Below are 22,986 nucleotides of genomic sequence, written 5' to 3'. Positions count from 1 at the left end.
ATCCCCGTAAGCAATCATTGATCTTCAAGTGCGAGCGTTGCCGGCCGTTCCAGCCAGCCGCCTGCACCATCGGGCACAAGTTCAATCAGTTCGATCCGGTCCTCGTAGACCCCGGTCACCCGTCCGTCGCTCTGCCCCAGATACACGCCCGGACGCACCCGATAGGTGACCTTGTCCGGGGCCATCACCAGCGCGACGAGCCCGCCATCGCGACCGATCGAACCGACCATGTCCAGGCTGTCCAGCGGGAACGCTTCCAGCGGCTCCTTGCGGCGGTTCGGATCCGGACGCAGGCCCGATCCGCCCTGTGGATTGGTCCAGGCATCGGTGAACGGATCGCGCATCCCCTGCGCGGAGTACTCGAACGTTTCAAACTGCTGCATCACCGGCAGCGGCTCCAGCGGCGGTGCCGGCCGGGCGCGCACATCGGCCACCCACTTTTCCAGGTTCGGCGCATCGCCCGGCGTGCTGGTCACGCCGCGTGCGCAGCCCCCCAGCAACACCGCCAGCAATACCACGCAGACCCGTGCGGTCGTCCCCAGGCTCATCGCTTGCCTCCGGCCTTGGCTGCCTTGTCTTTTTCGGTGGCGGCCTTTTCCTGGGCTTCCATCTCCACGTCATCCAGGTAACGGTAAGTCTTGACCGTACCGGACAGCTCCAGCGCACCGCTGCGGGCGGTGATGCCGGTCTTGGGGTCCTTGGGCTTCAGGTTGATGTCGTGCATGGTCAGGATGACCACGCGCGGCAACGAGGCCACGCCGCTGACGAAGGCGCCGAACTGGTGGTAGCTGCCCACCATGCGCAGTGCGATCGGCTTCTCGGCGTAGAACTCCTTGGGTGCCTCCGCTCCGGGCTGGAACAGCTCGTTGGACAGGCCGCTGGACAGCGCGGTCTGCGAGATGTCGATGATCAGGTCCGGCATCTCGGTCTTGCTCGGCAACTGGCGCAGCATCTGCTGCAGCACCTGCTCCATCTGGGTCAGCTGCTGCTTGAGCGGCTCCAGGTTCACCGCGCGGCCCTGCTCCTTCTCGAACTCGGCACGCAGCTCGGACTCGCGCTGCTCCAGCGTTCCCAGTTCCTCGCGCTTGCCGCTGATCAGGACGAACCACGCCATGATCACGATGAACAGCGCCAGCAGCGCGCAGAACACCACCTTGGCCTTCTGCGGCCAATTGCCGATGTTGTTGAAGTCCAGCTCTTTCAGATTGACTTTCTGGCTCATGCGGCCCCCTTCTGTGCCGGGGACGGCGCAGCCGGTTGTGCGTGTGGGGCGGGCGGCGCGATGCGGCTGCCGGACGGCTTGGCCGGGGTCGCGGCATCGGCCGGGGTCGACGCAGGCGCTGCCGGCGCGGCAGCAGGCGCGCCCGCCGGTGCAGCCGCCGGCGTGCCGGCAGCAGGCGTCGGGGCCGGCGACAGCGGCGCAACGGGCGGCGCGGCCGGATCGACCGCCGGGTCAGGGGCGCCCGGGACCGCAGGCACCGCCGCGTTCGGATCGGTCTGCGCCGGCAGCGTGACCTTGACCACGAACATGTAGGGCAATGCCTTGATGTCCGCAACCGGGCCGACGGACGGTGCGCCTTCCTTTTCCTTGTCCGGCGCCTTGGCCTCGATGATCGACAGCTCCGGATTGGTCATCCAGCCCGAGCTTTCCAGATTGCGCATGTAGGCGCTGACACGCGCATTGGACTGCGTGCGGCCTTCCAGGGTGAGGATGTCGCCTTCCTGCTTCAGCGCGGTGAGCACCACGCCGTCGGGGATGGTCCGGACCAGCGCATCGAACAGGTGCACCATCTGCGAGCGCTTGGCCTGCAGCTCCTCGATCACCTTCTTCCGCGCCAGCAGGCGGTCCTTCTGGCGATCCAGGCGCTCGATCTCCTTGTTCTGTTCCTTGACCTTCTCGATCTCGGCCTGCAGGAAAGTATTGCGATCCCCCTGCCCGCTGACCTGACGGTCGTAGTAGAACCAGATCAGCAACGACAGCAGCATGCCGCCAATGGCGGCAAAACCCAGCATGGTGTAGAAGTCGCGCTGGCGTTGCTTGCGCCGTTCGGCGCGCCAGGGCAATAGATTGATGCGTGCCATCAGTCGAAGCTCCTCAGGGCCAGACCCGTGGCGATCATCAGCGCCGGGGCATCCTGGGCAAGCGCGTGCGCCTGCACCTTCGGGCCCAGCGTCATCTGTGCCAGCGGGTTGGCCACGATGGTGGCCACGCCCAGCTGTTCTTCCACCATCTCCGGCAGACCAGCCAGCGCCGCGCATCCGCCGGCCAGCACGATGTGGTCGACGCGGTTGAACTCGCTGCCGGCATAGAAGAACTGCAGCAGGCGGCTGATCTGCTGGACCGTGGCTTCCTTGAACGGCTCCAGCACTTCCATCTCGTAGCTTTCCGGCAACCCGCCCTGACGCTTGGCCAGGCCGGCTTCCTCGTAGGTGAGGCCGTAGCGGCGCATCACTTCGTCGGTGAGCTGCTTGCCGCCGAACACCTGTTCGCGGCTGTACAGGCTGCGCCCGCCGCGCAGGACGTTGAGCGTGGTCATGGTGGCACCGATGTCCACCAGCGCCACGACGCCGTCACTGGCCACCGGCAGCTCGCTGGCGACCAGGGCGAAGGCGTTCTCGACCGCGAAGGCCTCCACGTCCATCACCCGCGCGGTCAGCCCGCCCAGCTCCAGCGCCGACTGGCGCAGCTCGACGTTTTCCGACCGCGACGCCGCCAACAGCACCTGGACCATTTCCGGGTTGTTGGGAATCGGGCCCAGCACTTCGAAATCGAGATTCACTTCCTCGATCGGGTACGGGATGTAGTTGACCGCCTCGAGCTCGACCTGGGCTTCCATGTCGTTCTCATCCAGGTCGGCCGGCATCGGAATCAGCTTGGTGATCACCGCCGAGCCCGCCACGGCGGCGGCGGCATGCCGGGCCTTGGTCCCCGATCGGTTCACCGCGCGTCGAATGGCCTCCCCGACCGCTTCGACCTCGACGATGTTCTTTTCCACCACCGCATTCGGCGGAAGTGGTTCCACGGCGTAATGTTCCACGCGAAAACGATTGCCACTGCGTGAAAGCTGCAACAGCTTTACCGCAGTCGAACTGATGTCGACGCCAATAAGCGGCGACTGGCTCTTTGGGATAAGCCCCACGGTTTCTCCCCTGCCGACGGGCACTTGGACGCATAACCTGCGCCCGCGCATTAATAACGTTTTTTTTGCAAACCGCAACCGCCACGCTGTGAAACGAGCACTACGGCACGTTTCACGCATCCCCAGACGGTGAACGAATTGCGCTCCCCGGGAACAACCCCAGCCGTTCCCTTGCGTAATCTATACTCTGCGACCACGAAATTCGCAATCGGAATCTGTCCTGATGACACGCTTACGCCGTTGGCTGCGCTGGATGCTGGTGGCGTTCCTGGTTCTGGCATTGATTGGCGCGGCGGTTGCCGGCGGCCTCTACTACGCCGTGTCCTCCAAGCTCCCCGACGTGCAGACCCTGCGCGACATCGAGCTCCAGGAACCCATGTATGTGTATGCCAGCGATGGCAAACTGATGGCCGTGTTCGGCGAGACCCGCCGCCGCCCCGTCGAGATGAAGGACGTCCCGCTACGCTTGAAGCAGGCCTTCCTGGCCACCGAGGACGCCCGCTTCTACGAGCATGGCGGCGTGGACTACAAGGGCATCGCCCGCGCGGTGTGGCTGCTGGCCACCACCAACGACAAGCGCGTGCCCGGCGGGTCCACCATCACCCAGCAGGTCGCCCGCCAGTTCTTCCTCAGCTCGGAGTACAGCTACACCCGCAAGATCTCGGAGATCCTGCTGGCGCGCAAGATCGAGCAGGAGCTGAGCAAGGACGAGATCTTCGAGCTGTACCTGAACAAGAGTTTCTTCGGCAACCGCGCCTACGGCGTGGCCGCTGCGGCCGAGTTCTATTACGGCAAGACGCTGGCCGAACTGGACCTGGATGAAATGGCCTCGCTGGCCGGCATCCCCAAGTTCCCCTCCAGCGGCAACCCGCTGAGCAACCCCGAGCGCGCCCGTGAGCGTCGCGACTATTACGTGCTGCAGCGCATGGCCACGCTGGGCTTCATCACCCAGGCCGAGGCCGATGCCGCCAAGGCGGTGCCGATGCACGCCAGCGCGCACGAGCCGCCGGTGCAGGTCGAGGCCCCCTATGTCGCCGAACTGGTGCGCCAGGAAATGATCGCCCGCTTCGGCGGCGACGCGGTCAACAAGGGCTACCACGTCACCACCACGATCAATTCCGACCTGCAGACCGCCGCCAACATCTCGGTGCGCGATGGGCTGTTCGCCTACGACCACCGTCACGGCTGGCGTGCGCCGGAGAAGCATATCGAGCTCGGTGCCGGCGACGATGCCGCAGCCCTGGCCGAACACGTGCGCAGGATCCCGGTGCAGTCGGTCCTGCTGCCGGCCATCGTGGCCGGCACGGCCGCCGATGGCAGCGCCACGGTGGTGCTGGCCAACCGCCGCGAGATCGTGCTGCCGGCCTCGGCCGCCAAGTGGACCGGCAAAACGCCGGCCAAGCTGGTCCAGCGCGGCGACATCGTGCGCGTGCGGCCTGGGGCGAAGGACGGCGAGTGGCTGCTGGACCAGGTCCCCCGCGGCCAGTCCGCGCTGGTCTCGCTGGATGCCGAAAGTGGTGCGCTGAAGGCACTGGTCGGCGGATTCAGCTTCTCCGGCAACAGCTTCAACCGCGCCACCCAGGCCCGTCGCCAGCCCGGGTCCAGCTTCAAGCCCTTCATCTATGCCGCCGCGTTCGACAAGGGCTTCAACCCGGCCTCGATCGTGCTCGACGCGCCGGTCGTGTTCCGTGACCGCCGCGGCAAGACCTGGTCGCCGCAGAACGACGGCGGCGGCTTCCGTGGCCCGATGCGCCTGCGCGAAGCGCTGGTGCAGTCGCGCAACCTGGTCTCGGTACGCCTGCTCGACGGCATGGGGGTGGATTACGCGCGCAAGTACATCAGCGAGTTCGGCTTTGCCGAAGCCGAGCTGCCGCCGAACCTGTCGATGTCGCTGGGTACCGCCTCGCTGACCCCGCTGTCGGTGGCCCGCGGCTATGCCGTGTTCGCCAACGGCGGCTCGCGCGTGGACACCTGGCTGATCGACCAGGTCACCGACCGCGACGGCAACGTGGTGTTCAAGGAAAACCCCGCCCTGGCCTGCCGCGACTGCGCCGGCACCAGCGGCGGTGCGCCGGCCAGCCAGATCGTGGACGGCTTCAACTTCGGCGCCGCGCCGGCCCCGAACGCCGCCCCGGCCAAGCCGCAGCAGGCCGTGGCCGAGGCACCGCGCCCGGCCAACCCGGATGCCAAGGTTGCCCCGCGCGCCATCGATGCGCGGACCGCTTACCAGCTGGTCTCGATGATGCGTGACGTGGTCCAGCGCGGCACCGGCACGGCGGCCAAGGTACTGGGCCGGGAGGATGTCGGTGGCAAGACCGGATCCACCAATGATCACCGCGATGCGTGGTTCTCCGGTTTCGGCGGCCCGTATGCGACCACCGTGTGGGTGGGCCGCGATGACTTCCGCTCGCTGGGCTACCGCGAGTACGGTGGCCGCGCCGCCCTGCCGATCTGGATCGAGTACATGCGCGCCGCGCTGAAGGACACCCCGATCGCACAGAACGAGCCGCCGTCCGGCATGGTCCAGGCCACGCTCAACGGCGCCACCGAGTGGGTCAAGGTCGAGGACATGGACAAGATCGAGGAATACAGCTTCGACACCCATGCACCGCAGGCCGACGACGCCGCGTTCGACATCTTCTGATCCACCGCGATGCCCGGGGCCGCAGCAGGCCCCGGGAGTCCCTGTTGCCGCTGCCTACCCCGTTGTCACATCGCGGGTGTACAGTCGCGTGCAGGTCGCCCAGGAGCACGGTCATGCATCGAGCCCGTCAGCATGCAGCCACCCAGACCCGCGAGCGCCGCCACCGGCTTGCCCATGAAGCCGCCCGCCTGATGGCCGAGGGCGGCATCCGCGACTACCATCAGGCCAAGCTCAAGGCCGCCGCACGGCTGGACATCCACGACGACGCGTCGTTGCCACGCAACGCCGAGATCGAGGATGCGCTGCGCCAATACCAGCGCCTGTTCGCCGGGGCCGACCACGGCACCCAGCTGCGCCAGCGCCGCGAAGCCGCGTTGCGCGCGATGGACTTCCTGCACGCGTTCGCGCCGCGTCTGTGCGGCCCGGTGTTGGATGGCACCGCCGACACCAACAGCCCCGTGCAGGTGCAGGTCCACAGCGACGATGCCGACGCGGTGCAACGCTTTCTGGAGGAACACGGCATCCCGGCCGAATCGCGCATGCGACGGCTGCGGCTGGACCGCGAGCGCAGCCTCGACGTGCCGGTGTGGGTGTTCAGCGCCGAAGACCTGACCTTCGACATCGCGGTGCTGCCCTACGACGCGCTGCGGCAGCCGCCGCTGTCGGCCATCGACGAGAAGCCGATGCGCCGCGCCTCGCAGGCCCAGCTGCGCGATCTGCTCAGCCAGGACGAGATCGACAGTTACCTCGGCGGCGCCTGAGCGCCCGCCGAGACCGGTGACGCGCAAACGAAAACGCCCCGTGCGGCGAACCGCACGGGGCGTTGATCAACCGGGCGGCCGGACGGCGCCGCCCCTGCTGCAGGACTTACCAACCCACGCCGAAGCCCACGCCAAGTGTGCGTTCACCGCTGTTGGTGAACGCACCGTTGAGGCTGAAGGTGGCCGAGCCGCGCTCGTTGAGCACGCGCTGGTAACCCACTGCCAGCGCCGACTCGCCTTCGGCATGGCCCACACCTGCACCCAGGCGGTTGTAGGTCTGCAGGCCGGCGGTGTTCATCGCCATCGCCGCCTGCGCGCTGCCCATCGCGGCCATCCGGTTCAGGCGCTTGTCCATGCGGTCCAGCTTGCGATCCACGCCGGCCATCGCCTGATCGGTATACGCGTTGGCCTGGTTGACTGCCTCATCCACCGCACGCGAGTCCACCGCCGGCAGCGGATCATCGGCCTTCGGGCCCGGCTTGGGCACGTCGGCCGAGGCCACGGCCGGCGCATCCTTGGCCGGCGTCTGCGGTACCTGCGGATCGGCCGGTGCCTCGCCCGTCGCGGTGTCGTCCACCGACGCCTGCCGGTTGTCAGCCGCCGTCGGACCGTCGATCTGCGACTGCAGGCCGTCGATGCGGCCGTTGATCTGCTCCTGCACCGCATGCAGCTGCCCGCCGTTGACCGCATCACGGCTGCCCGGCGCGATCATGCCGTTGGCCACGTTGCCCAGCACCCTGCCGTGTTCCCCGGCCAGCCGCAGCTGGCCGCTTCCGTCACTGCGGAGGCCGCCGTCGTCGAACAGGCGCTCGAAGCGCGCATCGATGCTGGCCAGATCCCGGCGCGTGTCGACCACCGCGCCGTCGAGCGACTTCAGCGCATCGCCGACCGTGGCCTGCCGCTGGCCCTGCACGTGGAACTCCGGCGCGATGATGTTGCCCTCGGCATCCATGCGCATGTCGCCGTCGAAGGCCGCGAAGGCGCTGCGGAGCTGGGAGACGGTGGTGAGGTCGCTGGCATCGCGGCCGTTGGCGGCATTGGTTACGCCTTTTGAGTGTGCCATGACCCAACGAGACCTCATTGGCCCCCTTTGCAACCGACCACGCACCGAGCGCAACACCATTGCTTGCCCCCGCTTCAACCACTGCGGATGCTCCAAGTGCGACGCCTTCGAGGACCTGGACTTGCGAACGCGCACCTAGGGCAAAGCCATTCTCCGCACCCTCGTGGACCCATGCAGCACGTCCCAGCGATACGGAATTCTTGCCCCACGCTTGGGCGAAGCTACCGATTGCAGTGGCACCCTCAGCCACTGCGAGGGTATCGCTTCCCATTGCAATGGCCAGAAGACCCGCTTGAGCTGGATTGCTGAGCTCATCGTACCCAACCACGACATACCGGTTGTTTTCCTCCAATCCGGAAATCCGCTCATTGGTCACAAACAACTGACCGCCGGTCACCGCTTCGCGGCTTCCTGCGAAGCTGATATCGCCGTCCCCCACATTGACCAGACGGGCGCCGCCAAAATCGACCGCACTGCGGTCGGCGTCGAAGCGGACGGCGGTGGCATCGGCTGACGCACGGGCCTGGTCCAGCGCGTGCAGGCGTTCGCCCACCGCATCGAGGCCGTGCTGCGTGCCGGTCACCTCGGCATCCAGCGCGCCCAGCGCTTCACCGACAGTGCCGTGCGCCACGCCCTGCACGCTGTACGACGGGGCGATCACGCTGCCGTCTGCAGCAAATCGGGCGCCGCCGCCGAGCGCGTTGACCACGCCAGCGAGCTGGTTGACGGTGGTGAGGTCACTGCCTTGGATACCGTTGGCTGCGTTGGTGACGCGACGTTTGAGGTTCACATGGCCAAGTGACACCTGATTGGCACCGTCTGCGAGCGATCCATGCCCCAACGCGACACTGTTGTCAGCACCAGGCAGGACCTGACTTGAACCGCCAAGCGCAACGCCATTGCGCACGTGGACCTGGGAACGCGCCCCCAGTGCAAACCCATCATCGGCGCCTTCATGTACCAATGCGGCACGCCCGAGGGAAACCGAGTTCTTGGCTCTTGCCTGCGCAAAGCTGCCAATCGCAGTGGCGCCTTCTGCCATCGCTTTTGTGTCACTGCCCATCGCCGTAGCCAGAAGCCCGGCCTGTGCGGCCTCGCTCCATTCGTCGTACCCCACCACCGCGTACTTGTTGGCCTCCTCCAGCACCGACACCCGCTCATTGGTCACGAACAACTGTCCGCCCGTGACGGCCTCACGGCTGCCGGCACTCAGGTCGCCTTCGGCAAGCGCGATCAGACGTCCGCCGTCGAGACTCACATTGCCCTCCTCGTCGAAGCGCACGACATCGCTGAGATCCGGATCGAAGTCGGCGAAATCGCTGCGCAGACTGTCGATATCCTCGCGGTTGCGCGCGATCTGCGCGTTGCTGGCGAACAGCTGGCGGCCGCTGACGGCCTCGTCGCTGGTGGCGTTCAGCACACCCTCGGCCACGCCACGGATGCGGCGTGCCTGGTTGTTCTGGTTGCGCGCATCCAGCACGCCGCCGCTGTTGCCGGCTCCCAGACGCATATCGCCATCGGCGGCTGCCTGGCTGAGCAGGCCGCCCAGCACATTGGCCTTGGACTGCGCGTCATTGGCCGTGGTCTGCGCGCTGTTGGCGACGGTGTGCGCGGTATTGGCCAGCGTGGTTGCCGCCGTCACATTCTGGTTGGTGGTGTTGAGCTGACGCCCGCTTACCGCGTCGGCACTGCTGGCACTCACCACACCATCGGCCAAACCACTGATGCGCCGGTTGGCGTTGGCCTGGTTGCGCACGTCCAGCGTGGTGCCGGTGTTCTGCGCGCCCAGGCGTACATTGCCGTTGGCCGCGGCCTGGCCGACCAGCCCACCGAGCGTGGCGGCCGTGGCCGTCACTGTGGCGACATTCTGGTTGGTGGCATGCAGCTGCCGGCCGCTGACGGCATCGGTGCTGCCGGTGCCGAGTGCCGCATCGGCCACGCCGGTCACCCGCCGACTGGCGTTGGATTGGTTGCGCATGTCCACCGCACCGCCGGTGTTGCTGGCACCCACGCGGACATCGCCATTGCCGGCGCTCTGGCTGAGCAGCCCCCCCAGCGCGTTGGCCTTGGTCTGTGCGTCGTTGGCGATGCTGTGCGCAGTGTTGGCCAGGGTCGTCACCGCGCTCACACTCTGATTGGTGGCATGCAGCTGCCGGCCGGTGACCGCTTCGCTGCTGGTGGTGCTCAAGGTACCGTCGCCCACGTTGACGATGCGGCGCTGGAGCGACGCGTTGCCGACCGACACCTGATTCGCGTCCTGGGTGGTTGAACCGTTGCCGAGCGCCACCGACCCTTCATGATTGGCGGCAGCGCGGTCGCCGATCGCGGTAGCGCTTCTGGCCGATGCGGTCGAGAGATTGCCAACGGCCGTTGTCAATTGCGCGCTGGCGACGCTCCCCCGCCCGAGTGCCGTCGATTGGGCTGCCGTTGCCTGTGCGCCAAAGCCCAGTGCCGACGCGTGGGTGCTGTCCGCCACGGCGTCATTGCCGATCGCGATCGCGCGGTCGCCGACCGCTGCGGCGCGCAGACCGCTGGCGACGGCGCCGTTGCCACTGCGCGCCTTCGAGCCGATGGCCACGCCACCATTGAAGGTGGACACGCGTGCGCCGTTGGCGTCGACCCCGGCGCGTGCATCGTCACCCAGTGCCACGCTGCCGGTATTGAAGCTCTGCGCGCCGTTGCCGACAGCGAGGTTGCCGACGCCGCCTTCGGATCGCGCCTGCCTGCCCAGCGCCACGGCCCCATCGCCACTGGCAGCCGCATCGATGCCGAGCTTGAGGGTCGCCGCTGCCAGGCTGACCGCGAGCGCATCGGCCTGGGTCTTGGCAGCGTTGGCCGTGGTGGCAACACCGGCCACACTCTGGTTGGTGGCGTGCAGCTGCCTGCCCGTTACCGCGTCGGTACTGCTGGTGCTCAGGGCGCCATCGGCCACGCCGGTGATGCGGCGGTTGGCATTGGACTGGTTGCGCACATCGAGTGCGCTGCCGGTGTTGTTGCCGCCGAGGCGGACGTTGCCGTTGGCAGCGGTCTGGCTGATCAGGCCGCTGGCCGCATTGGCCTTGGCCAGTGCGTCGTTGGCGGTGGTACGCGCGCTGTTGGCGGTGTTGGTCGCCGTGGTGACGTTCTGGTTGGTGGCGTACAGCTGCCTGCCCGTTACCGCTTCGGTACTGCCGGTGCTCAAGGCGCCATCGGCTACGCCGGTGATGCGCCGGTTGGCATTGGACTGGTTGCGCACGTCCAGCGCGGTGCCGGTGTTGCTGCCACCGAGGCGGAGGTTGCCGTTGGCGGCGGTCTGGCTGATCAGGCCGCTGGCCGCATTGGCCTTGGCCAGTGCATCGTTGGCGGTGGTACGCGCGCTGTTGGCGGTGTTGGTCGCCGTGGTGACGTTCTGGTTGGTGGCGTGCAGCTGCTTGCCCGTCACCGCGTCGGTACTGGTGGTGCCCAATGTGGCATCGGCCACGTTGACGATCTTTCGCTGGGTGGTGGCATCGCCCACCGAGATCTGGTGATTTGCGGTGGTGACCGATCCCGCACCCAACGCCACCGAATTGCCGTGACTGGCATTGGCGTTGGCGCCCAGCGCCACTGCCTTGCCGCGCCCATCGGTCACCGCGTTCTGGCCGATCGCGATGCCTGCGTCGTAGCCACCCGACCGCGCACCGGTGCCGATGACAATGGCGTGGTGCGCATTGGCATTGGCCAGGTTGCCGCCGTCACCGATCACGATCGCACCGTTGGCCGGTGCCTTGGCATTGTTGCCCACGGCAATCGACGTGCCCCCCGACGCCTGTGCTCCATTGCCCAACGCGGTGGCATTGTTGCCCTCCGCACGGGCGCTGTTGCCGATGGCGATGGCGCTGTTTCCATACGCGCCCACGTAGCTGTTCATGCCGATGGCCACCGCACCGGTGCCGCCGCCGGCCGCCGAGCGCGCATTGCGACCGATCGCCGTGCCACCCGACCCGGATGACGTCGCCGCGTCGATACCGATCGCCACGCCGCCGGCATTGCCCCTGGCATTCAGACCGATGCCCACGCCATCGAAGTTGGTGGCGGAACCGACGCCGATGGCCACGCCCTTGGTGCTGTTGGTCGTCGTGCCACCCCCGATCAGCACATTCTGGTAGCTGGTCGCCCCGGCGCCGCGCGCCATTGCAGGGCCTGTATCAGTGGCACCGCGCGCCATCGGCAGCTGCGCACCGGCACCGGTCGGCGACGGCGGCTGCGCCTCCTCCTCCACAGCCGCTGGCGGGGTGTCCGGATCTGGCACCGCGTCGGCAGCCAGTGCCGGCCCGGCCAGTGCCACGCACAGGGCTGCGCCCAGCACGCGCGTGGCCGAGGCCGGCTTGCCGCGCGAGCGGGTGTGCTCGCTGGCCACCGCCCAGCATCGCAGCGTTGTGTTCCAGATCAAACGGTAGATACGGTTCATCAAAGACTCCGTGGTTGGAAAACGGGATGCAGGCGGCGCGGCGCGATGCCGCGGCGCTCAGGGCAACAGGGTCTGGTGGTGGTCGCGGTAGCCGGCATGGCTGAGCCGGTAGTCGATCTCCACGCGCCCACCGGGGCGCGGCACGAACGGCAGGGTCATTGCCGCGCCCGGGTAGAGGCTGCGTTTGACCTCGTGGGACGTGCAGACGCCGCTGGCATCGCAGTCCTGGACATGATTGACGCCCAGTCGCAACGTGCCGCGGTTGACCAGGCGGTCGCCTTCCAGCTGCATCTCCACGCGCCCATCTGCAGGCAGCACGTTGACCAGCACTCCCCAGACCAGGCTCACACCCAAGGTGGCGCCAGTGCCCTGGACCTGCACTGCCGGCTCGCTGTCGTAGGAACCGCGCACGCCTTCGAAATACACGCGGAACGCGGTTTCCTCCTGGACCGGCTGCAGCGGAATGATCCGCACCAGGCGGTTGCCGCCGCCGGCGAGGCCGAACTTGCCCGGGGTGACCGCCATCACCGTGGCGCTGCCGATGGCTTCGTCGACTTCCTGCTCGTCTTCGGTCGCCGGATGCAGGATGCGTTTCACCGTGGCCTGCACGTACTGCGGCTGCGGCGATTGCGAATGCACGCGCACGGTGGCGGTCTTGCCGGCTTCGGCATGCACGCGCATCGGGTGGACGTTGAGGTTGGCCAGCGCCGGGGTGGCGGGCAGCAGGGCGAGCAGAAGCACGCCGGCAAGGCAGGTCTTGGTCATCGGACGGGGTTCCAGTCGGGGTATCACAGGCGGGTGGTGGGCAGGCGCATCTCGAGCGTGAGCCGGCCCTCGTAGTAGCCTTCGCGCTTGTCGGCGGCGGGTACCCGGGGCGTGTCGAGGGTCAGCGGGGTGGGCACGCAGTACACCCACTGGTTCATGTCGGGCAGCATCACCAGGCGCAGTTCGGCGGTGTCGATACCGCGCAGCAGCACTTCATCGTTGTTGCGCAGCGCGATGCGCTGCCCGTTGTGGGCGAGCGTGAGCTGGTAGTCCACGCGATCGTGCGGGTCACGGCCGCCGTCGCGGTGCCAGACCGAGTACTGCGTGTCCGGGCGGCCGGGGGCGGCCGGGCCCATGTCGCGTGCGGTGATGCCCAGGTATTCGCTCTGCGAACCCATGCCGTCGTACAGGCACATGTCCAGCACCGTGGTACCGCCGATCGTGGCCGGGTACGGCACCGGGCGATAGTCGAGCTGGAGGCCGACCAGCGGCGGGGCCAGACCGAACTCGGGCAGGTAGATCATGACCCGGTCGCGGTCGGTGATGGTCAGATCGAACTTGAAGACGTGGGTGGCAATGACCGGACCGTCCGGATCGATGCGAAGGTCAAGATGAAGCTCAGCGAGCCAGCGACCTGCGACCAGGTTGTGCAGGTCCTCCGCCTGCACAACCAGTGCTGCTGCGGTGCCGCCGGGCGGTATCAGGCAGTCGCTGTTGAATGAAGTCCAGAGCGGATACTCCTGGTGATCCCAATAGTCGACGCTGCAATAGCGTTGCCACTCCACACGCTCCAGCCAGCCGGTGACGTTGACGTCGATGCGCTGACCGCTGCGTTGATCGCGGAACTGAACGGGAATCGTGCTTCTGGACGACGGCTCACCCGTATCCCGCGTGGGACACCGCCCGAGCGCAGGATCCGACCCACATGTGAGATGGATCTTTCCGTAGTTCAGATCCACTTCGCCGTATCCCAGTACCGTGCGCGGCGCCCAGAGTTCCAGCGCCTCCGGCGCCGACCGGTCGAAGCTGCGCGCCACCTCGGTGGTGATCACGCCGGTTGCCGGGGTAGTCAGTGGCGGGCGCTGCGCATGCACCGCCGCGCTGGCCAACAGACCCCACACCAATGCCGTCGCCAGCAGCCACGTTCTCATCGCACCTCTCCCATCGCATTGCCGTCGGTCCGGCGTGCCACCGGGGCCAGTTCGTTCAACAGCCGCTGCACGCGGGCCTGGTAGCGGATCGGCGCCGGCAGGCGCTCCAGCGCCAGCGGCTCGCACTGCACGTCGCCAACCAGCAGCACCACGCTGCGGCGTTCGCGCACGGTCAGCGGGCACTGCAGCAGGCGCTCGGCCTGCAGCAGGTAGAGCACCGGTTCGCGCTGCGGGAACTCGGCGATGAAGCCGCCATCGCTGCCCAGCGACGGCACCGGCGCGTTGAGAATGCGGGCGCCGTCCAGCGGCGCGCCGGCGATGTCGCGCGCGTTGCCGATGAAGGTATAGGTCACCTCCAGCCCGATCGGCAGGGCGATCACCTTGCCCGGCGGCAGGAACGCATGCTGCGCCGCGCCCAGCCGTGCCACGCGCACGGCAACCTCACTGTCGTGCGCACTGAGGTCCTGCACATCCACACGGTGGCGCTGGTAGCCGCCCAGCGGCAGCAGGCGGCGCTGGCCGAAGCCGAGGGTCTGGCGGCGATTGTTGCCGGCACGTACCTCGGCAGCAGCGCCGCGCAGATCCAGGTCCAGCGCGTTGTCCACGCTGACCGCCACGCCGGCATCGGCACCGTACGCACCGCCCCAGAACAAGCCCTGGGCGGACAGCGCCACGCCGGAGGAATGATTGACGCTGTAGGACATCTCGCCGCCGCCGGGTTGCCGGTAGTACGACACGGCGGCGCCGGTCTGCCCCATCGCGTTGTCGAGGCGTGCGCTCACCAGCGCGTTGTAGCGGTCCTCAGTGCGTCCGCTCAGTTCACCGCTCAGCTCGCGTGCGACGCCGTCATGCTCCTGGCGCAGCGACTGCGACAGACCCAGGCGGTGGTCCGTCTCGCCGTGTGCCGGCCGCCGCATGTCCAGCGCCACGCGCTGCTGCAGACTGCCGTTCTCGATCCGCCGCAGCCGCGCCACGGTCAGGTTCAGATACACACCTCGATCGCGGTGGGCGCCAAGCCCGTTGCCGGTATCGTTGTCCTGCTGCCACACGCCCAGGCGGCTGCCCAAGGCCAGGCCGCGCCACTGCCGGGTGTGGCTGTAGCTGGCCTGTACGCTGCGCGCCGTCTGCGCCGGGCGCAGCGTGGGCACGGGCGGCGGCAGCAGCCCGGGCGGCAGACCGTTCCAGGCCTCGTCGCTGCCGTCGGGCAGCGTCCACTCCGGGGAGTGGCTGCGGCGTCGCGTGTGGCCCAGATACAGGCTGCCGCCGAACAAGGGTATCGATACCGAGGCGCTGAGCGAATCGGTGCAGCCGAAACGATCGCGCTGCAGTGGGGTACTGCCGCCGCAGGCACCGCCGCGCAGGCGCTGGCGGTAGAGGTTCCACGAGGCGACGTGGCGATAGCTCAGCTGCTGCTGCATGCCGTGACTTCCGTCGCCACCGCTGATCGCGCTGACCATCGCCTGCAGATCATGATCGCCCAGCCGCTGGCGGCCTTCCAGGCGAAGTTCGCCGTAGCCGGTATCGGCCACGCGGGCGACGCCGAGCGTCATGCCGTAGTTGCGCGTGAACGGCACGCGCAGCCCCGCCTGCAGGGCGGTATCCGAGGGCGCGGCGTCGCGCTCGCGCGCGCTGTGCGCCCGCCGCCGTCCGCCCTGTACGAACCACTGCACGCTGCGGTCGGACCAGTCGCCACCGCGGCTGAACGGCGCCTCTTCGCTACGCACGAAACGGCCGTCTTCGTAGATCCGCAGGGTGACGATGTAGGTGCCGGCGGGAAAGCGGCGGGTGTCCAGGTCGTTGACGCCGGCCTGGAGATAGAAGGTCTGCAGCAGGCGGTCGCCGTCGAACGCATCCACGCGCGCGTCGCGACCGAGCAGCACGGTCAGCGGCGTGGACGCGATGCTGGCGTCGGCATCCACATAGGCCTGTGTGGTGCCCACGCGCAGGCCTTCGAAACGGTCCAGCGGCAGCATGCCGAAGCTGAAGGTGCCGCCCTGCTGGCTGGACAGGTTGCGCCGGTCCATGCGTCCCAGCTGCAGGTAATGACGCTGCGCCAGGTCGTGGCGGTAGTAGAGATCGTCCAGGTGGAAGCGGTCGTGCGTATCGGCACCCTGGCGCGCCTGGCGGCTGGAGTTCCAACTGCCGCCGATATGTCCGTTGCGCAGCACGCCAAGCGCGCCGCTGCCCTGCATGTTCAGCGCCTGGTAGCCGTCGCCACCGCTGAGGTTGATGGTCTGCTGGTGCAGCAGTGCGTTCTGCGCCTGCTCGCTGACCTGGTGGAACGGCGACGGCGCGGCCGTCTGCTGCGGCAGCCACTGGCGTGCCGGGAAGAGCATCAGCACGCCCTCGCCTTCATCGAAAATGGCGCGCACCTGCGCGGGGTCGCCGGGGCTGTCGATCCAGCCGCAGCCCGGATTGGGCTGGCCGTACGGGCAGGCCAGGTGGCTGTTGCGCGGCAAGGGGGCCGCCAGCGCGGCCCGCAGCGCTTCCTGCGCGTCGGCCGCCAGGCCCAGTGCATTGAGCACCTGCACTGGCTGGTCCAGTTGCACGGTGTCCAGCGTGACCCATGCCGACCACAGGCCGGCCGAGCGCCCGAACAGGCGTACCTCGACGCGCTCGGCCTGGCCGGTGGCGAGATCTTCAAAGCCGGCCGGCACTGGCCGCGCCTGCACGGCCGGTACGGCCAGCGTCAGGGCGAGCGCGATCGCCAGCCGGGTCAGGGCGGGTGCAGATATCGACATGAGGGTAGGTGCAACCGATAGCCGGCCGGCCCGCGCACGGGCCGGCACGGTAGGAGGAGTTACAGGGTGCCGGCGCTCTGGGCGACGACGAGTGCCACGGTGCCGCTGTACAGACCGGCGTGGCTGATTTCACCGGAGGTCTTCTGCTGCACGCGCAGCGGCATGGCGATCGAAGCGCCCGGAATCGCGCTCTCGAACAGGTCGGCGGCGGCGAAGTCGATGGCGGTGGTATCCAGCTCGCGACCGTTGAGGCTCACCGCCAGGTCGACATTCTGGGCACCGGGGGCCGCCAGATCGGGACGCAGTACCGCGTCGGCGGCCAGACGCACGGTGACGTCCTTCTCGGTGTCGTTGCTGAAGATGCGCACATCCTCGCTCCACGGGGCCAGGCCAGCACCACCGGCGCGGTAGACCAGCTGCACCGCGTCGGGCAGCGCGGTGCCATCGGCCTTGAGCAGGGACAGAGTCGGATCGACGTTGGCCCACACGGTGATGTTGGCTTCCACTGCAGCGTTTGCCGACAGCGAAGCGCCGACGAGTGCCACGGCCAGCGCGGCCTTCTTGAAGATATGCGACATGGTTTCTCTCTCTGATGGTTTAAGGAGCCTCCGTAGTGGAAGCACTGCGGTACGAACGGGGCGTACCAGCAGCGCGGTCACGTTAGTCAATGAAATGTGATTTGGACATGCAACGATTCTTAAAACGAATGGATAATCCGTGCATCTGCGACAGCGCGCACGCGACGCGCGAATCACGCCAATTCCTACGCGGGGTTTTCACCACAGCGTCGTCATGCACGACTATCATTCCTACGCAAAAAAGCCTGTTTTTCCAGACTGTCGAACACGACATCGCGCAGGCGCGATTGCCCCACCTGCGCAGGCGGAATCCGCCATGACCTGGGCGTTCGATGTTCTCTGCCACGACGCACGACGATAATGTCGGGACGCATGCGACCCTTGGCGACGCGAATGCACGTCGACACCCGACATCAACGGGACGGAGCGGTGAAACGCCAGGGGTCTCGACACGTAAATCGCGATGCCCGTGTGGATGGAAACGAAGGCGGAGGTGACGGCCGCAGGCCGACGCGCGGAGCATGCGTCGGCACGGGCATCGCAGCCCAGCGCGCGACGCGCAAAAAAAAACGCCTCCTTGCGGAGGCGTTTTCTGCGTTGCAACGTCGGGGCGATCAGCCCTGGTAGTCGCGCACGTCGTGGCCGGTGTAGACCTGGCGCGGACGGCCGATCTTCATTTCCGGATCAACCTGCTGCTCCAGCCAATGCGCAACCCAGCCGGAGGTGCGGCCGAGGGCGAACATGACGGTGAACATTTCGGTCGGGATCTGCAGCGCCTTGTAGATGATGCCGCTGTAGAAGTCGACGTTCGGGTACAGCTTGCGGGCGACGAAGTAGTCGTCCTGCAGCGCGGCCTGCTCCAGCTTGACGGCCACGTCGAGCAGCGGGTCCTGCACGCCAAGCTGCTTGAGCACCTTGCCGGTCATTTCACCGATGACCTTGGCGCGCGGGTCGAAGTTCTTGTACACGCGGTGGCCGAAGCCCATCAGGCGGAAGCCGGAGGTCTTGTCCTTGGCCTTGAGCACAGCGCTTTCGACGTTGTCGGCCGAGCCGATCTCTTCCAGCATCTTCAGCACGGCTTCGTTGGCACCGCCGTGGGCCGGACCCCACAGCGCGGTGACGCCGGCAGCTACCGAAGCGTACGGGTTGGCACCGGTCGAACCGACCAGGCGCACGGTCGAGGTCGAGGCGTTCTGCACGTGGTCGGCATGCAGGATGACCAGCAGGTCCAGCGCCTTGACCACGTCCGGGTTCAGGTCGTACTGGCCATCGGCGGACTCGAAGGTCTGCTTCAGGAAGCGGCTGACGTAATCCAGCGAGGTGTCCGGCGTGTTGGCCGGCAGGCCCTTGCCGTGGCGGTAGATCAGCGCGGACAGCGTCGGCACCTTGGCGATCAGGCGCACGGCGGCCTGGCGGCGCTGTGCCGCGTCGGACAGGTCCAGCGACGCGTGGTAGATGCCCGACAGCTGCGCGATTGCGGCCGCCAGGATGGCCATCGGGTGGGCATCCTTGGCGAAGCTGGCGATCAGCGTGTTGATCGACGCATCGACGTTGGCCTCGGCGGCCAGCTCATCGGTGAAGGCCTTCAGCTGCGCGGCGTCCGGACGCTCGCCGTTGATCAGCAGGTAGACCACTTCGACGTAGCTGGACTTTTCCGAGAGCTGCTCGATGGGGTAGCCGCGATACAGCAGCACGCCCTTGTCGCCGTCAATGTAGGTGATGGCGGACTTGCAGCTGGCGGTGGCGGTGTAGCCGGAGTCGTAGGTGAAGAGACCGGTTTCCTTGGTCAGCTTGGAGATATCGACGCAATCGTTGCCAAGCGTGGGTTTGATGACCGGCAGAACAACCGACGTATCGCCGGCGTTGAGCGTGACCTGATCAAGATCGGACACTGTGTGCGCTCCTCAGGGGAAGGCGCCCACCCAAGCGCATGGGGCAGGCACGTGAAGGAAGTCCACAGCCTCTGCTGTGGATCACGTCATTATCGCACAGCACCATTTGCCACGCCCTAGGACGGAAGTCGTAGACGCAGGGCGTGCGCGCCCCGCTCCAGCAGGCATTCGCGGCTGCCGGGCCGACCGGCATGGACACTGCGTTGCTGCTGCAGCAACAATTTATGAACTGCCGTTCATTCGCCAGCAGGGTTCAAACAGGCAAAAAAAAACAACGGCCGCCTGGCGACCGTTGTTTTCATGCAGCAGCGTGGACCGCTTATTCGGCAGCAGCAGCCGGAGCCGGCTTGCCGAAACGCTTCTGGAACTTGTCGATACGGCCGCTGGTGTCGATCACCTTGTGCTTGCCCGTGTAGAACGGGTGCGAAGCGGACGAGATTTCGATCTTGACGAGCGGGTACTCCTTGCCGTCTTCCCACTGCACGGTTTCTTTCGTCGCCATGGTGGAGCGGGTCAGGATCTTGAAATCAGAGGTAACGTCCTGAAAAACGACGTCACGGTAGTTCGGATGGATATCGGCCTTCATGGACACACCGTAGAGAATATGAAAAACGTAAGCGCGGCATTATAGTCCCGGCGCCCTTCCAGGGCAAGCCGGGACCTCCGCTACATGAACAGGCCTGCCGTGGCGGCCTTACCGGACCCCGAGGGCGGCCCGGACCTGGGCTTCAAAGCGCCCCTGGTCGTAGGCCATCAGCAGCTGGGTATTGTCCGGCTGCCCCGTCTGGCGGTTCCAGTCGACAATGGTAGCACCCCGACTGTGGACACCGGCCAGTTCCACGTTCAACGGACGCGATTCAACCCGGATCGCCCCCTCCGGCTGCAGCGCCCAGGCCATCGCCAGGGCGTCGGCCGCAAACCAGCGCTCGCCGCGGCTGTCTTCGGACCACAGGCGGGTCTGGCGCGAGATCAGTTCGTAGAAGCGCGCCTTGTCGCTGTCGGCGGCCAGCCATTGCTCGACGTCCTTGTGCAGCAGGCCGTGGGCCACGGTGGCTTCCCAGTCCGCCACTTCGATCTGCGGGAAGCCGGTGAACACCACGTGCGCCGCTTCCGGATCGAAGGCGATGTTGAACTCGGCAGCCGGGGTGATGTTGCCGTGGCAGGTCACCGCCCCGCCCATCACCAGGAAGCGCTTCACGCGCTGCGGCAAGGTGGGGTCGAGCTTCAGCGCCAGCGCCACGTTGGTCAGCGGGCCCAGCGCGACCAGGAACAGCTCACCGGCGTACTGGTGCGACAGACGCAGGATCGCCAGCGCGGCATGCTCGGCCTCGGCGGTGCGGGCAGCGGGCGGCAGGTTGACGTCGCCGAAGCCATCGGCGCCATGCACGTGGGCGGCATCCACCGAGGGGTGCAGCAGCGGGTCGGCGCAACCGGCGAACACCGGCACATCGTCGCGGCCAGCCACTTCGCACAGTTTCAGGGCATTGCGGACCGTGTGGTCCAGGCCGACATTGCCGGCGGCGATGGTCAGGCCAACGATCGCGTGGCGTTCATCGGCGAAGGCCATCAACAGGGCCAGGGCGTCGTCGACACCCGGATCGGTGTCGATCAGCAGCGGAATCTTCTTGGTCATCTTTGCCGTCTTGATAATCGGCAAGGGACTTTCGCACCCTGTCATGACAAATACAAGGCGGGGGCTGATGCCCTGTCAGGCCGCCGCGTAGCGCACCGCCGAGCCGATCCAGCGCCGCACCACGGTGTCGGCCACCGCAGGCGCTTCGGCGAGCAGGCGCTCGGCCAGTGCGTGCACGCCGGGCAGCAGGTCGGCGTCTCGCGCCAGGTCGGCCATGCGGAACGCGGCCAGACCGGTCTGCCGGGTGCCGAGCAGTTCACCGGGGCCGCGCAGCTCCAGGTCCTTCTCGGCGATCAGGAAGCCATCGTTGGTCTGGCGCATGGTCTCCAGCCGCGCACGCGCCATGTTCGACAGCGGCGCCTGGTACAGCAGCACGCAACGCGACACTGCCGATCCGCGCCCGACCCGCCCGCGCAGCTGGTGCAGCTGCGCCAGGCCGAGCCGCTCGGCGTTTTCGATGATCATCAACGATGCATTGGGAACGTCCACGCCGACCTCGATGACCGTGGTGGCCACCAGCAGGTCGATCTCACCGGCCTTGAACGCAACCATCGTGGCCAGTTTTTCGCTGGCCTTCAGCCGCCCGTGCACCAGCCCCACGCGCACGCCCGGCAGCAGCGCCTGCAGCGATTCGAACGTGGCCTGTGCAGGCGTGGCATCGAGCTCCTCGCTCTCTTCGATCAGCGTGCACACCCAGTACACCTGCTGCCCTTCGGCACAGGCCACCGCGATGCGCTGGATCAGGTCCGGGCGCCGGTCGTTGTTGAGCGCGACGGTCTGCACCGGCGTTCGCCCCGGCGGCAGCTCGTCGATCGCCGAGACATCCAGGTCCGCGTACTCGGACATCGCCAGCGTGCGCGGAATCGGCGTGGCGGTCATCACCAGCTGATGCGGCACGCTGCGCCCGTCGGCGCCCTTGTCGCGCAGTGCCAGCCGCTGATGCACGCCGAAGCGGTGCTGCTCGTCGACGATGGCCAGCGCCAGATCCTTGAACACCACGCTGTCCTGCATCAGCGCATGGGTGCCGACCACGACCTGCGCCTCGCCCGAGGCCACTTCGGCCAGCACCTTGGCGCGCGCCTTGCCCGTGACCTTGCCGGCCAGCCAGGCCGTGCGCACGCCCAGGGGGTCGAGCCAGCCGCGCAGGTTGTTCAGATGCTGCTCGGCGAGCAGTTCGGTCGGCGCAGCCAGCGCCACCTGCTTGCCCCGCTCCACCGCCAGCATCGCCGCCATCGCCGCGACCACGGTCTTGCCCGAGCCGACGTCGCCCTGCACCAGCCGCAGCATCGGATGCGCCTTGGCCAGGTCCTTGCGGATCTGCTCGTACACGCGCTGCTGCGCACCGGTCAGCCGGAACGGCAGGCTCTCGCGCAGCCGCTCGACCAGGGCACCCTGCCCGCGCAGCGAGGGGGCGTGGTGCGCCTGCAGCGCCATGCGCTGGCGGCGCAGACTGAGGTGGTGCGCCAGCAGTTCCTCGATGGCCAGTCGACGTTGCGCCGGGTGGCGGCCGGCGGCCAACGCAGCCAGGTCCGCATCCGGCGGGGGACGGTGCACGGTCAGCAGCGCGGCGCGCAGTGACGGCAGCCCCAGCCCGGACAACCAGTCGGGCGGGAGCAGTTCCAGCGCGGCCTCGTCGGGCAGGCGATCCAGTGCCAGCCCGATGAACCGGCGCATCGTGGCCGGCCCGACGCCCTCGACGGCCGGATAGACCGGGTCGAGGCGGTCACCCAGTTCGTCATCCTCGTGGCTGCCCAGCACGCGGTAACTGGGATGCACGATCTCCAGGCCAAGCTGGCCCGGTTTGGCCGTGCCATAGCAGCGCACCCGCGCGCCCACCGCGAACTGCGCCACCTGCTGGGCGCGGAAGTGGAAAAAGCGCAGCAGCAGCGTGCCGTACGAGTCGTCCTCGATGGCCACCTTCAGCATCGGTCGCCCGCGGAACCCGCGCTCCACCGCGCTGACCCGGCCCTCCACCTGCGCGGCCATGCCGGGCTGGAGCTGGGCGATGGTGGTCAGCCGGGTGCGGTCTTCATAGCGCAGCGGCAGATGCAGCCACAGGTCCTGCAGCGAGGACAGGCCGCGCGCCGCCAGCTTGGCGGCCACGGCCGGGCCGACACCGGCCAGCATCGCCAGGGAGGCGTCGCCGGAAGGCGTCAGGGCCGGGGTGACCGCCGACTTGCGTGCCACGT

16 protein-coding genes are annotated in these 22,986 nt (G+C 67.6%); 2 read left to right on the top strand and 14 right to left on the bottom strand.

The window, feature by feature from the left end:
* Positions 1 to 14 precede the first annotated feature (14 nt).
* The 4 genes from ACPEH8_RS08200 to ACPEH8_RS08185 are packed head-to-tail and all read right to left on the bottom strand — an operon-like array spanning position 15 to position 3,140.
* Positions 15 to 548, bottom strand: a complete 534-nt coding sequence (locus tag ACPEH8_RS08200; RefSeq protein ID WP_037591971.1) for a pilus assembly protein PilP — start codon at positions 546 to 548, stop codon at positions 15 to 17.
* Entirely contained in the window at positions 545 to 1,222 is a 678-nt protein-coding gene (locus ACPEH8_RS08195) for a type 4a pilus biogenesis protein PilO (protein ID WP_136002982.1), read from the bottom strand. Before ACPEH8_RS08195 ends, ACPEH8_RS08200 begins: the two co-directional genes overlap by 4 nt.
* Positions 1,219 to 2,082: a PilN domain-containing protein gene (locus tag ACPEH8_RS08190; RefSeq protein ID WP_136002981.1), complete on the bottom strand. Its 864-nt coding sequence runs from the start codon at positions 2,080 to 2,082 to the stop codon at positions 1,219 to 1,221. The genes ACPEH8_RS08195 and ACPEH8_RS08190 overlap by 4 nt, the downstream gene beginning before the upstream one ends.
* A complete protein-coding gene (locus ACPEH8_RS08185) occupies positions 2,082 to 3,140 on the bottom strand; it encodes a pilus assembly protein PilM (RefSeq protein ID WP_017356727.1) in 1,059 nt (352 codons plus the stop codon). The genes ACPEH8_RS08190 and ACPEH8_RS08185 overlap by 1 nt, the downstream gene beginning before the upstream one ends.
* Positions 3,141 to 3,363: 223 nt before the next feature.
* Here ACPEH8_RS08185 and ACPEH8_RS08180 point away from each other — a divergent pair, with 223 nt between their 5' ends.
* Both ACPEH8_RS08180 and ACPEH8_RS08175 read left to right on the top strand, forming a co-directional pair.
* Positions 3,364 to 5,784 carry a penicillin-binding protein 1A gene (locus tag ACPEH8_RS08180; protein WP_153164717.1) on the top strand — a complete coding sequence of 807 codons (2,421 nt, stop codon included), beginning with the start codon at positions 3,364 to 3,366 and terminating at the stop codon, positions 5,782 to 5,784.
* A 113-nt stretch (positions 5,785 to 5,897) separates the two neighbouring features.
* Positions 5,898 to 6,545 (top strand): hypothetical protein, encoded by a 648-nt coding sequence (locus ACPEH8_RS08175; protein ID WP_017356725.1) that lies wholly within the window; start codon positions 5,898 to 5,900, stop codon positions 6,543 to 6,545.
* 106 nt (positions 6,546 to 6,651) lie between these two features.
* On the opposite strand, the gene ACPEH8_RS08170 is transcribed toward ACPEH8_RS08175, so the two are convergent.
* The 10 genes from ACPEH8_RS08170 to recG all read right to left on the bottom strand — a co-directional run bounded on the left by ACPEH8_RS08170 (position 6,652) and on the right by recG (position 22,984).
* Complete coding sequence (locus tag ACPEH8_RS08170; RefSeq protein ID WP_423666501.1) at positions 6,652 to 7,257, bottom strand: YadA-like family protein; 606 nt, start codon at positions 7,255 to 7,257, stop codon at positions 6,652 to 6,654.
* Between the two features lie 64 nt (positions 7,258 to 7,321).
* Positions 7,322 to 12,037 (bottom strand): ESPR-type extended signal peptide-containing protein, encoded by a 4,716-nt coding sequence (locus ACPEH8_RS08165; RefSeq protein ID WP_423666478.1) that lies wholly within the window; start codon positions 12,035 to 12,037, stop codon positions 7,322 to 7,324.
* Between the two features lie 57 nt (positions 12,038 to 12,094).
* Complete coding sequence (locus ACPEH8_RS08160; RefSeq protein WP_313218823.1) at positions 12,095 to 12,802, bottom strand: pilus assembly protein; 708 nt, start codon at positions 12,800 to 12,802, stop codon at positions 12,095 to 12,097.
* 23 nt (positions 12,803 to 12,825) lie between these two features.
* Positions 12,826 to 13,953, bottom strand: coding sequence for a CfaE/CblD family pilus tip adhesin (locus ACPEH8_RS08155; protein WP_166473397.1), 1,128 nt, complete (start codon positions 13,951 to 13,953; stop codon positions 12,826 to 12,828).
* Complete coding sequence (locus tag ACPEH8_RS08150) at positions 13,950 to 16,694, bottom strand: TcfC E-set like domain-containing protein (RefSeq protein WP_423666476.1); 2,745 nt, start codon at positions 16,692 to 16,694, stop codon at positions 13,950 to 13,952. The genes ACPEH8_RS08155 and ACPEH8_RS08150 overlap by 4 nt, the downstream gene beginning before the upstream one ends.
* Positions 16,695 to 16,753: 59 nt before the next feature.
* Positions 16,754 to 17,272: a fimbrial protein gene (locus ACPEH8_RS08145; protein WP_262071782.1), complete on the bottom strand. Its 519-nt coding sequence runs from the start codon at positions 17,270 to 17,272 to the stop codon at positions 16,754 to 16,756.
* Between the two features lie 614 nt (positions 17,273 to 17,886).
* Positions 17,887 to 19,164 (bottom strand): citrate synthase, encoded by a 1,278-nt coding sequence (locus tag ACPEH8_RS08140; RefSeq protein ID WP_423666474.1) that lies wholly within the window; start codon positions 19,162 to 19,164, stop codon positions 17,887 to 17,889.
* Between the two features lie 319 nt (positions 19,165 to 19,483).
* On the bottom strand, positions 19,484 to 19,750 hold the full coding sequence (locus tag ACPEH8_RS08135) for a type B 50S ribosomal protein L31 (protein ID WP_017356718.1): 267 nt from the start codon (positions 19,748 to 19,750) through the stop codon (positions 19,484 to 19,486).
* 108 nt (positions 19,751 to 19,858) lie between these two features.
* On the bottom strand, positions 19,859 to 20,797 hold the full coding sequence (locus tag ACPEH8_RS08130; protein WP_017356717.1) for a nucleoside hydrolase: 939 nt from the start codon (positions 20,795 to 20,797) through the stop codon (positions 19,859 to 19,861).
* 75 nt (positions 20,798 to 20,872) lie between these two features.
* Positions 20,873 to 22,984 carry an ATP-dependent DNA helicase RecG gene (gene recG, locus ACPEH8_RS08125; RefSeq protein WP_136002974.1) on the bottom strand — a complete coding sequence of 704 codons (2,112 nt, stop codon included), beginning with the start codon at positions 22,982 to 22,984 and terminating at the stop codon, positions 20,873 to 20,875.
* Positions 22,985 to 22,986 lie beyond the last annotated feature (2 nt).

Origin of the sequence: Stenotrophomonas sp. NPDC077461, from assembly GCF_049545475.1 — a bacterium.
In the GTDB taxonomy this organism is placed as follows: domain Bacteria; phylum Pseudomonadota; class Gammaproteobacteria; order Xanthomonadales; family Xanthomonadaceae; genus Stenotrophomonas; species Stenotrophomonas nematodicola.
Note: the sequence above shows the minus strand (reverse complement) of the source record. Positions and strands in the feature narration are given on the sequence as shown.